The organism is Streptococcus parasanguinis, assembly GCF_001069785.1.
Lineage (GTDB): Bacteria > Bacillota > Bacilli > Lactobacillales > Streptococcaceae > Streptococcus > Streptococcus parasanguinis_T.
On the sequence record NZ_JVSR01000051.1, the window covers coordinates 84,112 to 96,914 of the forward strand.

The following is a 12,803-nucleotide window of genomic DNA, read 5'->3' on the forward strand; positions in this document are numbered from 1 at the left end:
AAGTTATGAGACATTATACGAAAAATCAAATGGATCACTTTCGTCAGCAATTACAATTGTTGATTCTGGGAAAAGGTCAAACTCGCAAAGAACTCTCTAGAAATCTTTATCGTGGTGAACAGACGATACAAGAATGGATCACGAAAGACGATATCAGTCCAAATCATGTACAAGAATTGTGCGAGTATTTCGGGATTGAAGAAAAAACTTTGATGGGTGATCCGGAAATTCTTGCCGATTATAAGCTATATGATCGTGATAAATATATCTGCACAGGGACTTTAAAAGAATTGAGCAGAATTACTGGGAAAGATAGTGCATTACTCAAATATTACATCCACTTAAACGAGCAGGGACGAAATGCAGGACATCTAAAATTAGAAAGGGTAATTGAAGATGAAACGTAAAATCGACTGGCTAATCATCAACTTGGTTTTATTGGCAGGAATTACATTAGTGATTGCTATCAATCTCAACTCTAGATTGGTTGATCAGGAAAATAAAATTAAAGATATGCAGTGGACCATTCAGGAGCATGAATTAAGTATTCAGCGCCTTGCTGAACAAAACACTGCACAAGAGGTAATTCTAAATAAATTAAATCGGGAGTACCAAGTTCAGGAACGAAAGAAAGCAGAAGCAGTTAAGGAAGCTGCCGAAATGAATAATGTAGGAGGATAGCAATGATCAACAACGTGACCATTATTGGTCGGTTAACCAGAGATGCAGAACTGCGATACACACCAAGCAATATCGCAACAGCTCAATTTAATGTCGCATGCAATCGAAATTTCAAAAATGCAAGTGGTGAATATGATGCAGATTTCATCAACTGTGTGATGTGGAGAGAGCAAGCGGAAAGATTTTGTAATTGGACCAAAAAAGGAATGTTGGTTGGAATTACAGGAAGAATCCAGACTCGAAGCTATGAAGGAAATGACGGGAAACGTGTATATGTGACTGAAGTTGTCGCAGAAAATTTCCAAGTTTTGGAAAAACGTGATAACACTGCCAACCAGAACAGTATGGCTGAACAGATGCCACCTAACTACACAAATCCGATGGACATTGATGAAAGTGATTTACCATTCTGAAAACAAAAGGAGAAAGAAAATGAAACTGAGTGATTTTATAGAAGAATGCGAAAGAGTGTCTAGTTTTACAGACGATGTCAATATCCATGTTCTTATCAGTGATTTAAAAAAAATAAACGAATCACAAAAAGTAACAGTTCCTAAGTTTATAAGTGATTGGATTTTCAAGGCTCAATTGGTAGATAGACGTAGCATACGTTCTGCATTGGAAACAGCTACGATCAGACTTTATGCCGAAAATAGCGATGAGGTTATCGCTTGGTTAAAAGACATAAGCAATCAAGACACCTTTGCCAGAGCTTGGGCAAATGATTACACAGTCGAGAAAGAACCGAAGTATACAGTTAAGTTCAAAGCTACGAAACAATACTTATGCAATGATGATCTAGGTCCACATTTCGATCCAAGTTTTAGAACTAATTTTACAAAATCTGATCTTGAAAAATTAGATTTAGGCTGGGTGTTCGATTGCGAAGGTATGGAAGTTGAGAAGGTGTGAAAATGAATAAACAGGAATTGATTAAAAAGTACGAGGATCTTTTTGAAAAGCTTTATGCTTTTCCAATCGTTACAATCAACGGAGTTATAGAAGACTTTAAACAACTAGATGAACCACAGAAAGTAATGATCCCACGGTTTATTGCTGACTGGATCGTGCAAGCAAAAGAAGACGGGTATAACATCGCTGGTGCGATCAACGAAGCACCAAGAGGTGCGGTTGACGATTGGCTTGAGTTAGAAAACGTAGATATCTTTGCAGAAGCTTGGATCAATGGTTATACAATCGAGAAAGAGAAGCGGTATACAGTGAAGATGAAGGGGATGGACAAAGAGTTTACGATGTTTAAACTGGATAAAATTAGGGGCAGTTGGTATTTGGGGAATGATACTGAATATAGCTACACGAAAACCACTCACACTCGCAAAGAGCTAGAAGAAGCGGGCTTTGGAGAAGTATTTAATAGCCCATTGTTTGAGGTTGAGGAGGTGGAAGAATGAAGTATAAAGTTGTTGATTATGTATCAGATATACAAAAAGAACAGACAGGGACTTGTGAGTTATGTTTTGGCACTGCTTGGGTTGAAAATGGTTCAATCACTGTTGAAGATGAAAACGGAAATAAAACAGAGATTAACCTGACTGTTTGGGATTGGGGCGATTTTGACACAATATATATTGATAACGTGGTGAATTTCTCGGCTTGGTTACAAGAAAGAGATGTAGAACCGATTGATAATGTTGACAAGTGGTCATGGTTAGATGAGCTTGTGGAAGAGTATTGTAAGGAGGATTTATAAAATGAAAGATTGGACTAGAGTTTTACTGTATGGAACTTTTGACGGGTTTACTTATTCAACAGATGATCTACCACGAATCGTTGTGGTCCTCGATGATGGTGAAAGAGTAGAAGTACCGAAAGAGTGCGTTATAAGCGCGGATCAAATGGTCAATAAAAATAAAATCAAATTAAAAGACGTTATCGCACGAATTAAGAGTATAGACCTTGACTCACAGGAAGTATGGCTCAACGAAATTTTAAATGAGCTGGGCAGTGATTATGGAACATTGAAATATAAGGCTGGATACGATCAAGGTAAGTTTGAGGGCGAATATGTTGGCCAGCAATTGAAAGATGCTGATAAAATTCGGCAAGAGTTAAATAAACCAGTCGTACCGCAGTTTGTGGCGGATTGGTACGAAGAATGTAAAAATGATTTAGAATATAATCTTTGGAGTTATATATACAACTGGGAGACGAAAGAAGAATGTGACTTTAAAAACTGGCTTGATCTTGGAAGAAACAAACTAATACAAACACTTATCAATATGCACCAATTCGGCTACACAGTCGAGAAAGAGAAGCGGTATTTGGTTAAGATTATTGGGATTACCAATTACAATAGTTACTTAAATTACCACAAGGGAGAAAATAAGTGGACTATTGAATCTTGTGTGGAGACTGATGCAATCAGTACTAAACACACCCGCAAAGAGCTTGAAGATGCCAACTTTGGCTGGGTGTTTGATTGCCCGGGGATTGAGATAGAGGAGGTGGAAGAATGATTATTAAAGATTATAAATACGAAAATTCAACAGATGGAATTCATTACATAATAGATGTAGATGGTTACGAATTTGAAATGAATCACACAAGAACAGATTATGGTAGTGTGCAACACGACGACATAGAATATTTTTTAAATGAAATTGCTGAATACGATATGCAAGAAGCGGAATTGATTGAAGATTTTGTAAGATTTCAAAGTTACTTGTTGATGTATGGAGTTGGATTTACTTTTAAAAATTTCGAGGAGGTGCAAGATGATTCCAAAGTTTAGAGCGTGGGATAAGGAAACAAAAACCATGAATGGTATGGCTGAAATTTACAGAAATCGAAACCAAGAAATCGAATTACGACCAAGAGATGAAAATATCATTCTCATGCAATCAACAGGCTTGCATGATAAGAACGGCAAGGAAGTTTTTGTCGGAGATATTATTAAATGTACAAGAGGTTGCCTTCATGAAGTATATATAGAAAAAGAATATGGTGGTACTTACATTGGAGGTATGCCTGCTATATATCTAAAAGGTATAAGAGAGGGATATGCTTGGACTGGTGATGAGAAAATTATCGGGAATATTTACGAAAATCCAGAGTTATTGGAGGTAACAGAATGACAGTAGAACAGTTTCTAAAGTCGCTCTCGGACCTTATGTGGTCTTGCTTCTGGGTAATGGTGATATTTTTATGTAGTGAAAAATAACAAAAGGTAGGAGGTAACAGGATGACACGACCAAACAGATACCCATATACTAAGAATCAGTGGGAAGAGACAACGACGGCGGTTTATTCGTATAACAACGGAGAATATGAACTGTTTAGATATCTTGAAAACAAATTCACAGGAGAAAGAGTAGAGGTGAAATAATGGGATTTATTAGTTGGTTAACTTTATTATTAATAGCTTTGAAATTGTTAGGTGTAATCTCTTGGAGCTGGTTCTATGTCTTTCTGCCCGCAATAGCTGATCTAGTAATTTCTATTTTGATTTTAGTGGTAGCTAAAATGATATGGGATAAGTAGGGTTTGTTGTGTGAAAGCGAGGGAAAAAATGGCTACTGAAAAAAGAACATCAGACATAACTGTGGCACTTTATGAATGGAATAAATTAACAACAAGGAATATTGCTGAAGATGAAAAGGAATATTTTAATAGTGGCTTTGAATTTGTTTGGGAAGGTAAAACTCCAGAAATTGATGAAGAAGTCCTTGTCTATAATCCAACGACAAAGCAGATAATAACAGATACTTGGGTTGATTATGGGGAAGGAATTGGTTTCGAGAACACTGATGAAGACGTAGTTTTCTGGATGAGCTACCCTCAACCACCAAGTGGCAAAATGATGAAAAAACGAGAAATGCCCAAGATAGACGATTTTGTGTTTGCATTACAAGTAGGAAAGCTTGTAGTAGATACAGCAAAAGCAATTATCGTAGATGATAATATTTTGGGGAGCAATGGAAAGTTTGTTTTAGACGGTCACACGTTCAACATAACTGTGTCGGAGGTGGAGTAAATGGAAGAAGTTATTATGGCATCCTTGCCAAATAAAGAATTAAATCGTTTGATTAAAATTGAAATTGCTGTTGAGAATTTAATTGAGAATGGAGTTCTTGACGAATGTGTATTTAACCAGTACTTGAATGAAGCATAAGAGGAAGAGGTAGGAATATGATAAAAAAATTATTGATCACAGTTTTTGTTTGTTTGTCTTTTATAACACTATCGGGGTGTGGAAATAAAGATATTCTTGGAACAACTTTTACTTTCAAATACGCAAAAGTCAGACTAGTTGACGGACGAATTGTCGAAGGTGAAGTACAGCAATGGGCAAAATATGACGAACAAGATAGTATTCGTGTGACTTTCGAAAATGGCGAGGTATATTACACTCACTCAAGCAACGTAACACTGTATAACAAATAGATGGGAATTAACATGGACCTACAAAACTTTATCTATTTATTATTCGGCCTAGTCTGGCTCTCTGGTTTGATCTGGGCCAGTGTGATAGCGTTTAAAAACAGAAAGGAGAAATGATGAGTTTGGATAATGTACATATACCAATGCGAGCGAATAGAATTCTATCTATTGCCCAAATAAATGGCAAGCTAGAGATAGCTATACTTGGGGAAGAGTTTTTTGAAACAGATTCATACTTTGAAGATCTGCACGATGCAGTGCTGCCATTTGACAATATAAGAGATTTAAAGCGTATTATTGATCATATCATTGATGTGGAGGACAATAAATGAGGGTATATGTTGTTAGGAAATACCATGGACGTTCAAGTTGGAGCGATCCTAAACATTCAGCAAAGTATACAGAGAAAGAATTCCGTGCTAGATCCGAGGCACTTGCTTATCGTGAAAGTTTAGGATTGAATGGAATTATAGAAGTATACTGCAGGGAGGATAGTAAATGAATCTAAGAAGTCGGTTTGGGTATTTAATTTTGGCTTTGCAACAGTATCCGTTTGAAAAAGAAATCAAGGAACGAATCGAAGAAATAGAAGTGCCTTGGAAACCAACCGATCCAAATACAGGAATCAAAAGTAATAAGGTAATGACACCGAAAGCCCTGGCCGATATTATCAAAAAAGAATCGGATCCAGAACTACATCGTCTCGAATTACTTCGAGAGGCAATCAGCACTATCAAAATTCTAACACCCGAAAAACAATGGGCTGCAATCAAAGAGGTTTACATCGATGGAACTCTGACAGTGGAAGGGGCATCAATTAAATACTTGCACTGTAGTAAGTCTCTTGCCTACAAGGAAGTGATCGAGCCATTTTTTAGTGGGCTTGAAAAGAAAATCTATGAACTATCTGTGAACACTAAAATTAATATTAATTTGGAAAAAAGTTAAAAATACAGTCGAAAGTGTGGAAAAAATTTAAAAATAAGATGGTAAAATTATATCATCGGGTAAAACCGAAGAGAGGTCTCCTTATAGAAAATTGGTTGGGAATTAGCTTAATTTGGACAAGAGCACTGGATTTTTAATCCAGGGACACAGGTTCGAATCCTGTATTCTCAATAAGTGTAAGTCAGCAATGCTGGCTTTTTTATTTTAACGTGAAAGGAGGTGACACTGTGAACATTGTGGATCCTATTCGTGACAAAGACGATATCCAAGCAATGAAGGAATATCTGCGAGAATGGAATGAGCGGAACTACTTGCTCTTTTTATTTGGCATAAATTCCGGATTGCGTGTAGGAGACATACTGCGAATACGAGTAAAAGATGTGCAAGGTTGGTATATCAAAATAAAAGAGCAGAAGACTGGAAAAAGGAAACAGCTCAAGATGACAAAGACTCTGAAGAAAGAAGTCAGAGAGTACATCAAAGATATGCCACTGCATCATTATCTGTTTCAAAGTCGCATCGGAAAAAACAAACCACTGGACAGGCGGACAGTCGATTGGATATTGAAGACCGCAGCTATCGAGTGTGGGATTGAAAACATTGGCACCCACTCGATGAGAAAAACATTTGGCTATCATTACTACAAAAAGACTAAAGACGTGGCAATGCTCATGGATCTATTTAATCATTCATCTCCTGCAATTACGCTGAGGTACATTGGGATTAGACAAGATCAACGAGATAAAGCCATGTCTAATTTTGATTTATAGTTATCAATTAGACACAACGAGTAAAACGCTAATTAGTTTTATTAGTTACCTGCTATTCATTTATTTCACTGGCTTTTTAATGCCGGGGCGAATCAGACAGAATATAAGATATGTCTAATTCAAGAGAGAAAAACAATATAGTTTTCAGAAATAATATAATGAATTTCAGAAATAGATAATTGAAAGTATGAAATGTTACAGAGGATTTGAGAATTGAAAGTAGATGTTTCGACAAGAGAAAGTCGCAGAGAGTTTTATCTTTCAAAATCATGGAGACAATTAAGACTCGAAGCAATGAGTCGAGATCATTTTGAATGCGTCTGGTGTCGAGATGAGGGGAAGGTGACTACAGATAACCTCGAAGTCGATCACATCAAAGAGCTGGAATATTATCCAGAGTTTGCTTTAGATATAGACAATCTTCGTACTCTGTGCAAGAAGTGTCATAACAAGCGACATCATCGCTTCCAATTTCGCAAATCATCCAAACTGCAAAATAAAAATTTTCGTTCTGACGAATGGTGGGGATGAAAATTTAAAATTTTGAAAAACCCAAAGACCCCCCGGTCGAAAAAAATCGAAAAAAATCGGTCTCTGGGAACCGGTGGGAGGGGTCGATTGTCCAAATGCAAAGCACTATTTTTTAAGGGGGAGGGGGCTCATGGAAGAATACTCAGAAAAAAATATAAAAGAATTGGAAAATCAGTTACTTTCCAAAATTGGCAATTTCAGCACACGAAAGAAAGATGCGATTCAGTATGAGAAAGTTCATCGCTATCTCTATCTGGTCCGTTTACTGTATGAGTTGAAAGAACGACTCAAACAAGATGGATTAGTCATCACCGTCCATAACGGTCAGCAAAGATTTCAAAAAGCGAACTCGTTAATCAAAGAAATCAATACAACCAGCAATCAGCTACTAGCGATTGAGCGATCATTTGACTTTGAGGTTGAAAATTCACCAGTCGAGAAGAAACCACCATCGGACGGAAGTGATCTGTTGTGATTTCTCATCCTCTGATTGATGAATACATCGAACTTGCCGAATCAGGAAAAATCAAAGTCAACAAAGAACGCTCACTCTTATTCAAAATCATCAAGGAAAAAATCTATCCGAGGGATGATTTATATTTTGACAATGATTTGATTGAGAAATATATCCAGTTCACCGAGAAGAATTTCTTTCCACTGGCTAAGTATCAAAAGTTCATCACGCCATTTATCTTTCTTTTTCGGAAAGAAGATGGCGAACCTCAATTTGATGAAATATTGCTGACCCTTGCTCGTGGGGGAGGAAAGAATGGTTTTATGTCCAGCCGGGACGCATTCTTCATCAGTCCTCTCTATCCTGTCAGAGATTACGATGTGACTATCACAGCTAACTCTGAGAAGCAAGGCAAGGTCTCGTTTGAGGAAGTTTATGAGACTGTCCAGCGAAGAGGATTGGAAGACCATTACTATTTGACAAAGATGTCTATTACAGGCCGAGGGAATAACTCGGTCTTTTCTTATCGGACAAACAACCCAAAGACAATGGACTCGGCTCGTGATGGCTGCCTTGAATTCGATGAAATTCACCAGTTTGAAAATGACTCTGCTGTTAAAATCCAGCGATCAGGACTTGGTAAGATTGCCCATGCTCGAACCTTTTACAACGGTACAAATGGACACGTTCGTGAAGGGTTTTACGACAAGATGATTGAAAAATCTATGAAGATCTTGAATGGCGAGCTTGACGAGTTCCGCCTATTCCCTTTTATCTGCAAGTTAGATGATCCGGAAGAAGTGGACGATATGACTAATTGGCCAAAAGCGAATCCAATGCTGGATGAGACAACACCTTATGCCAAACGTCTATTAGCTAGAACGAAAGCTGACTATGATGACTTAGAATTAGAACCATCAGGCAGACAAGAATTTATGACAAAGCGGATGAATCTGCCAGAAGCCGACATCGAAAAAGATGTGACCACTCGTGAAAAGTTAATGGCTGCATTGAGAAGCCCTGGCATAGATCTCTCAGAAAGATCTTGTGTCGCTGGTTTCGACTACGCAAGCATCAGAGACTTTGCCAGCGTTGGTCTACTCTTTAAAAACGGTGATGAATTTATCTGGAAGCAACACAGTTTTGCTAGAAAGCAATTTTTGGATATGTTTAAAATCAAAGCTCCAATCCGTGAATGGCAGGAGCAAGGACTCTTCACTATCGTAGACGGTCCAAGTATAGATCCAAGATTACTTGTTGATAAATTGATCCAGTGGCGCAAGCTGTACAATATCGAAATTGTCTGCGCAGACGGATTTCGAATGGACTTGCTAAAACCATTGCTGGAAGAAGCTGATTTTGAATATGAATTCTTGCGAAATCCAGGAGCGATACAGTCGAAGGTAGCTCCAATCATTGAAGATGGATTTGCGAATGAAAGATTCATTTTTGAAAACGACAAATCAATGCTCTGGTATACCGATAATACCTTTGTCAAAGAAGACAAAGACGGAAACAAGAGATTTTTGAAAAAGGAACCGTTGAGACGAAAGACTGACGGCTTCCATGCCTTTATTGCTGCTCTCTACAAGAGAGAAATCATTCAGGAGAGTACTGTTGGAGACTTTCTTGATGTGATCGAAGATTGGGAATTTTAGAAAGGACAACAAAATGAACAAACGAATGAAGAAGAAACAACAACTCGAACAAAAGATCCAAGGCCTTGAATGCGAGCTTGCTGTAGTAAGCAAAGAAAACATGGAACTATTGAACAAGATTAGTTCAATCAGTGTTGAATTGAATACTTTGAGCCAGTCCGTGAAACGACATGAAGATATTTGCGGTCAAAATGTCGAACAAACAAATAAAGAGTTTGAATCAATAAAAAAGGAATTGAAACGCTCCAAAAAGTCTTTCTTTAAACGATAAAAAATATCCGGGTGGGTGGTAGGCATAAAATTTTAGAAAGGAGGAGGTGCCTTGGGATGGCTAAATTTATTCAAGCGAGAAGTTCCGGAACCAAGTTTTGAATTTGATGAGCTGGAGCGGATCTTTGGAAATCTGCAACTAAAGAGCCTGTCGATTGACAAGGCTGCTGAATTTGTAGCCCGCATCTTTGCGAGATCTGAGTTCAAATTCATCGATAATGGGAAAAAGAAGGCTACTGATTGGGATTATCTGCTAAATGTAAGGCCCAATAAGAATGAATCGGCTTCTGAGTTTTGGCAAAAGGCGGTTTATCGCTTATTAACCAAAAACGAAGTACTAATTTTCTTGTCGAATGATGATCAGTTATTGATTGCTGACTCGTACATCCGACAGAAATATGCTGTGTTCGACGATACATTCACATCTGTGAGTTGTCAAAATTATACTTTCCAGAAACCATTCAAGATGAATGAAGTCATTTTCTTGCAATACAACAACAATCGTCTTCAAGAATATTTCACTCAACTCTTTAACGATTATGAAAAACTACACACCCGACTAGTCGAAGCACTTGCACGAAACAATCAGATTCGTGGAGTACTCAGCACTAGAACGAATGCAAGTTTTGATGAATCAAAACGAGAAAAGATGCAACGATATGCAGACGGCCTCTTTAAATCATTTACGACAAAGACAGTAGCGATTGTCCCAGCTCAAGAGGGAATGGAATACTCTGAGCTGACAAACACTACTGGTACATCAAATCTATCCGTAGATGAACTCAAAAAGCTGCGTAGGCAATTTGATGATGAGGTAGCTGACATCTTAGGAATTCCCACTGCGCTGATGCATGGGGACATGGCTAATCTGGAAAATAGTCAGAAGATGTTTAATAGCTATTGCTACCAGTCGCTTGTGAAGAAAATGAGCGATGGTTTGAACTTTGCTTTGCTCAGCAAAAGTGAATACAAAGACAATAAGCGCCTTGTCATTGTCGGTGAAGGGCAAAGAGATAAATTCTCGCTTGCTCAAAGTATTGACAAGCTGATTTCTTCTGGTTCCATGCTTATCAATGAGGTCCGTGAGGAACTTGGCCTTGAAGCTGTACCGTGGGGCGACAAGCCTCTGATCACTAAGAACTATCAACTTGGTGAGGATGTAGAGAAGGGAGGTGAGAAAGAAGATGAAAGTGATTCCGATTAAAGGAACAATTGTGTCAAACGATGATGTTTGGCTCTATGATTGGTTTGGTTGGGACTGTACCGCCCCTAAAAATGTAGTATTACCGGAAACTGGTGAGGACATTGAAGTTCACATCAATTCAGGGGGAGGAGATGTATATGCAGGTAGCGAAATCTATACTGCATTACGGGCCTACTCAGGGAAAGTAGTTGTTAAAATTGTGGGAATTGCTGCAAGCGCAGCGAGCGTTATCGCAATGGCTGGTGATGTCGTAGAAATTAGCCCTACTGCTCAAATCATGATCCACAACGTGTCATCACGAGTTGATGGAGACCACAACGCTCTACTTCATGAAGCTGGGGTGCTTGAAGGTTTTAATAAGTCAATCGCAAATGCTTATGTTGATAAAACTGGAAAAGCATTAGATGATTTATTGGATCTGATGAACAAGACTACCTGGTTCGATGCTGAATCAGCAGTAAATCAAGGCTTTGCTGACCGTGTCATGTTTAGCGGAGAGATTGCTCCGACGTTTGCCGCAAGTGAAACTCCAATGATCCCACATGACTTTATTGACAAGATGAAATCAGCAATGACTCCTGATGTTGATAAAATCGCTGAGCTGGTGGCTAATAAGCTAGAAGCTCGACAAATCGCAAGTGAGACTTTTAAAAATAGCGAATTTGTACAGAAAAAATTCAATATTCCAGAAAGTCCAGAAAATAACACAAACGAGGCTGTACCGAAAGGGTTCGGTCTTTTTGCATTTTAGAAAGGAAAAATACAATGACAATGAAATTATCTAACAAATTCAACGAAATTCGTCAGAACTTCTTGAACGCTGTAGCAAATGGTGCACCTCAAGAAGAACAAGCGAAACTCTACAATGAAATGATCGAGTCGATGACAAATGAAATGATGGAACAAGCTCGTCATGCTGCTCATGAGGAAGTTTCAGCAATGAACCCTTATGATGCTAAATTGACTGCGGAAGCTCGTGAATTCTTCAACGACATCGACAAAACTGCCCCTGTGGGAGTAGAAAAACTCTTCCCACAAGAAACAATCGACCGTATCTTTGATGATATGGTGAAATCTCGCCCACTCTTGCAACACATCGGATTGCGGAACGCTGGCATCCGCCTTAAATTCCTCAAATCAACTCAGACCGGAACAGCTCTTTGGGGCAAGATCAACGGGGAAATTCAAGGCCAATTGAAACAAGCATTCAACGAAGAAGAAGCAATCCAAAATAAATTGACTGCATTTGTAGTTATTCCTAAAGATTCTGAAAAATTCGGCCCTGCTTGGTTGCAATCATTCGTATCCGCTCAAATCACAGAAGCGTTCGCTGCTGCGTTGGAAGCTGCTTTCTTGAACGGTGACGGAGACGGCAAGCCCATCGGTCTTTCTCGTACCCTCACTGGAACTGCGGCTGGCAATAAAACAACTTTTGCAGAAAAAGAGGCCCAAACTGCGAACCTTACATTTGCTGACTCTGCAACAGTTGTCAAAGAATTGACTGCGGTGTACAAACATCACTCTGTTAAGTCTAACGGTGACCCAGTGGCGGTTGAAGGAAATGTTGTTATGGTAGTCAATCCAGCGGATGCGTGGGATATCAAGAAACAATACACTTCCTTGAACGCTCAAGGAACGTATGTGACTGCAATGCCGTACAACTTGATCTTGGTTGAATCAGTTGCTCAAACCGCTGGTAAAGTGACTACATTCGTAAAAGGTCGCTACGATGCATTCGTAGGTGGTGGAATCGAGTTTGGTCGTTTCACAGAGACTTACGCTCTCGAAGACTTGAACCTCTATACTGCTAAGCAATTTGCTTACGGTAAGGCTCACGATGAAAAGACTGCTGCTGTCTGGGTATTGAAAATTAAATAATAGGTGGT

Annotated in this window: 22 protein-coding genes and 1 tRNA gene; all 23 read left to right on the forward strand. The window is 38.7% G+C overall.

Annotation, left to right across the window (positions count from 1 at the left end):
- The first annotated feature begins 5 nt into the window (after positions 1 to 5).
- The 23 genes from ADG03_RS03855 (at position 6) to ADG03_RS03960 (ending at position 12,795) form a co-directional block, all read left to right on the forward strand.
- Positions 6 to 407 (forward strand): hypothetical protein, encoded by a 402-nt coding sequence (locus ADG03_RS03855; RefSeq protein WP_049472207.1) that lies wholly within the window; start codon positions 6 to 8, stop codon positions 405 to 407.
- Entirely contained in the window at positions 397 to 681 is a 285-nt protein-coding gene (locus ADG03_RS03860; protein ID WP_049472208.1) for a hypothetical protein, read from the forward strand. The genes ADG03_RS03855 and ADG03_RS03860 overlap by 11 nt, the downstream gene beginning before the upstream one ends.
- 2 nt (positions 682 to 683) lie before the next feature.
- Positions 684 to 1,094, forward strand: coding sequence for a single-stranded DNA-binding protein (gene ssb, locus ADG03_RS03865; protein WP_049472209.1), 411 nt, complete (start codon positions 684 to 686; stop codon positions 1,092 to 1,094).
- 19 nt (positions 1,095 to 1,113) lie between these two features.
- The gene (locus tag ADG03_RS03870; RefSeq protein ID WP_049472211.1) at positions 1,114 to 1,593 is read left to right on the forward strand and encodes a DUF1642 domain-containing protein; all 480 of its coding nucleotides are present in this window, start codon (positions 1,114 to 1,116) and stop codon (positions 1,591 to 1,593) included.
- Between the two features lie 2 nt (positions 1,594 to 1,595).
- Complete coding sequence (locus ADG03_RS03875; RefSeq protein ID WP_049472212.1) at positions 1,596 to 2,093, forward strand: DUF1642 domain-containing protein; 498 nt, start codon at positions 1,596 to 1,598, stop codon at positions 2,091 to 2,093.
- Entirely contained in the window at positions 2,090 to 2,392 is a 303-nt protein-coding gene (locus tag ADG03_RS03880) for a hypothetical protein (protein ID WP_049472213.1), read from the forward strand. The genes ADG03_RS03875 and ADG03_RS03880 overlap by 4 nt, the downstream gene beginning before the upstream one ends.
- A 1-nt stretch (position 2,393) precedes the next feature.
- Positions 2,394 to 3,158 (forward strand): DUF1642 domain-containing protein, encoded by a 765-nt coding sequence (locus ADG03_RS11050; protein ID WP_053090702.1) that lies wholly within the window; start codon positions 2,394 to 2,396, stop codon positions 3,156 to 3,158.
- Positions 3,155 to 3,433, forward strand: coding sequence for a hypothetical protein (locus ADG03_RS03890; protein WP_049472215.1), 279 nt, complete (start codon positions 3,155 to 3,157; stop codon positions 3,431 to 3,433). Before ADG03_RS11050 ends, ADG03_RS03890 begins: the two co-directional genes overlap by 4 nt.
- Positions 3,434 to 3,467: 34 nt before the next feature.
- Positions 3,468 to 3,776, forward strand: a complete 309-nt coding sequence (locus ADG03_RS03895; protein ID WP_239667181.1) for a YopX family protein — start codon at positions 3,468 to 3,470, stop codon at positions 3,774 to 3,776.
- Between the two features lie 434 nt (positions 3,777 to 4,210).
- On the forward strand, positions 4,211 to 4,675 hold the full coding sequence (locus tag ADG03_RS03900) for a hypothetical protein (RefSeq protein ID WP_049520959.1): 465 nt from the start codon (positions 4,211 to 4,213) through the stop codon (positions 4,673 to 4,675).
- A complete protein-coding gene (locus ADG03_RS11745; RefSeq protein WP_192832133.1) occupies positions 4,676 to 4,813 on the forward strand; it encodes a hypothetical protein in 138 nt (45 codons plus the stop codon).
- 17 nt (positions 4,814 to 4,830) lie between these two features.
- Entirely contained in the window at positions 4,831 to 5,085 is a 255-nt protein-coding gene (locus tag ADG03_RS03905; protein ID WP_049472219.1) for a hypothetical protein, read from the forward strand.
- Positions 5,086 to 5,195: 110 nt separating this feature from the next.
- Positions 5,196 to 5,414, forward strand: coding sequence for a hypothetical protein (locus tag ADG03_RS03910; RefSeq protein WP_152903117.1), 219 nt, complete (start codon positions 5,196 to 5,198; stop codon positions 5,412 to 5,414).
- 166 nt (positions 5,415 to 5,580) lie between these two features.
- Complete coding sequence (locus ADG03_RS03915; RefSeq protein WP_049472222.1) at positions 5,581 to 6,030, forward strand: hypothetical protein; 450 nt, start codon at positions 5,581 to 5,583, stop codon at positions 6,028 to 6,030.
- Positions 6,031 to 6,126: 96 nt separating this feature from the next.
- Positions 6,127 to 6,201, forward strand: a tRNA-Lys gene (locus tag ADG03_RS03920).
- Between the two features lie 56 nt (positions 6,202 to 6,257).
- Entirely contained in the window at positions 6,258 to 6,800 is a 543-nt protein-coding gene (locus tag ADG03_RS03925) for a site-specific integrase (RefSeq protein ID WP_009732616.1), read from the forward strand.
- A 213-nt stretch (positions 6,801 to 7,013) separates the two neighbouring features.
- Complete coding sequence (locus tag ADG03_RS03930) at positions 7,014 to 7,331, forward strand: HNH endonuclease (protein ID WP_049472225.1); 318 nt, start codon at positions 7,014 to 7,016, stop codon at positions 7,329 to 7,331.
- A 130-nt stretch (positions 7,332 to 7,461) separates the two neighbouring features.
- Complete coding sequence (locus ADG03_RS03935) at positions 7,462 to 7,806, forward strand: hypothetical protein (protein ID WP_009732618.1); 345 nt, start codon at positions 7,462 to 7,464, stop codon at positions 7,804 to 7,806.
- Positions 7,803 to 9,443: a terminase TerL endonuclease subunit gene (locus ADG03_RS03940; RefSeq protein WP_049472227.1), complete on the forward strand. Its 1,641-nt coding sequence runs from the start codon at positions 7,803 to 7,805 to the stop codon at positions 9,441 to 9,443. Before ADG03_RS03935 ends, ADG03_RS03940 begins: the two co-directional genes overlap by 4 nt.
- Before the next feature lie 13 nt (positions 9,444 to 9,456).
- On the forward strand, positions 9,457 to 9,714 hold the full coding sequence (locus ADG03_RS03945; protein WP_049472228.1) for a hypothetical protein: 258 nt from the start codon (positions 9,457 to 9,459) through the stop codon (positions 9,712 to 9,714).
- 51 nt (positions 9,715 to 9,765) lie between these two features.
- Positions 9,766 to 10,917 carry a phage portal protein gene (locus ADG03_RS03950; protein ID WP_049472230.1) on the forward strand — a complete coding sequence of 384 codons (1,152 nt, stop codon included), beginning with the start codon at positions 9,766 to 9,768 and terminating at the stop codon, positions 10,915 to 10,917.
- Positions 10,898 to 11,668, forward strand: a complete 771-nt coding sequence (locus ADG03_RS03955; protein ID WP_049472231.1) for a head maturation protease, ClpP-related — start codon at positions 10,898 to 10,900, stop codon at positions 11,666 to 11,668. The genes ADG03_RS03950 and ADG03_RS03955 overlap by 20 nt, the downstream gene beginning before the upstream one ends.
- Before the next feature lie 14 nt (positions 11,669 to 11,682).
- A complete protein-coding gene (locus tag ADG03_RS03960; RefSeq protein ID WP_049472233.1) occupies positions 11,683 to 12,795 on the forward strand; it encodes a phage major capsid protein in 1,113 nt (370 codons plus the stop codon).
- Positions 12,796 to 12,803: the final 8 nt, after the last annotated feature.

Bases quoted from the DNA above. Each gene is read 5' to 3' on its own strand.
- ADG03_RS11745 (WP_192832133.1), top strand. From the start codon at position 4,676: ATGGAAGAAGTTATTATGGCATCCTTGCCAAATAAAGAATTAAATCGT.
- ssb (WP_049472209.1), top strand. From the start codon at position 684: ATGATCAACAACGTGACCATTATTGGTCGGTTAACCAGAGATGCAGAA.
- ADG03_RS03895 (WP_239667181.1), top strand. From the start codon at position 3,468: ATGGCTGAAATTTACAGAAATCGAAACCAAGAAATCGAATTACGACCA.
- ADG03_RS11050 (WP_053090702.1), top strand. From the start codon at position 2,394: ATGAAAGATTGGACTAGAGTTTTACTGTATGGAACTTTTGACGGGTTT.
- ADG03_RS03915 (WP_049472222.1), top strand. From the start codon at position 5,581: ATGAATCTAAGAAGTCGGTTTGGGTATTTAATTTTGGCTTTGCAACAG.
- ADG03_RS03860 (WP_049472208.1), top strand. From the start codon at position 397: ATGAAACGTAAAATCGACTGGCTAATCATCAACTTGGTTTTATTGGCA.
- ADG03_RS03955 (WP_049472231.1), top strand. From the start codon at position 10,898: ATGAAAGTGATTCCGATTAAAGGAACAATTGTGTCAAACGATGATGTT.
- ADG03_RS03875 (WP_049472212.1), top strand. From the start codon at position 1,596: ATGAATAAACAGGAATTGATTAAAAAGTACGAGGATCTTTTTGAAAAG.
- ADG03_RS03910 (WP_152903117.1), top strand. From the start codon at position 5,196: ATGATGAGTTTGGATAATGTACATATACCAATGCGAGCGAATAGAATT.
- ADG03_RS03890 (WP_049472215.1), top strand. From the start codon at position 3,155: ATGATTATTAAAGATTATAAATACGAAAATTCAACAGATGGAATTCAT.
- ADG03_RS03960 (WP_049472233.1), top strand. From the start codon at position 11,683: ATGACAATGAAATTATCTAACAAATTCAACGAAATTCGTCAGAACTTC.
- ADG03_RS03870 (WP_049472211.1), top strand. From the start codon at position 1,114: ATGAAACTGAGTGATTTTATAGAAGAATGCGAAAGAGTGTCTAGTTTT.
- ADG03_RS03900 (WP_049520959.1), top strand. From the start codon at position 4,211: ATGGCTACTGAAAAAAGAACATCAGACATAACTGTGGCACTTTATGAA.
- ADG03_RS03945 (WP_049472228.1), top strand. From the start codon at position 9,457: ATGAACAAACGAATGAAGAAGAAACAACAACTCGAACAAAAGATCCAA.
- ADG03_RS03855 (WP_049472207.1), top strand. From the start codon at position 6: ATGAGACATTATACGAAAAATCAAATGGATCACTTTCGTCAGCAATTA.
- ADG03_RS03935 (WP_009732618.1), top strand. From the start codon at position 7,462: ATGGAAGAATACTCAGAAAAAAATATAAAAGAATTGGAAAATCAGTTA.
- ADG03_RS03905 (WP_049472219.1), top strand. From the start codon at position 4,831: ATGATAAAAAAATTATTGATCACAGTTTTTGTTTGTTTGTCTTTTATA.
- ADG03_RS03880 (WP_049472213.1), top strand. From the start codon at position 2,090: ATGAAGTATAAAGTTGTTGATTATGTATCAGATATACAAAAAGAACAG.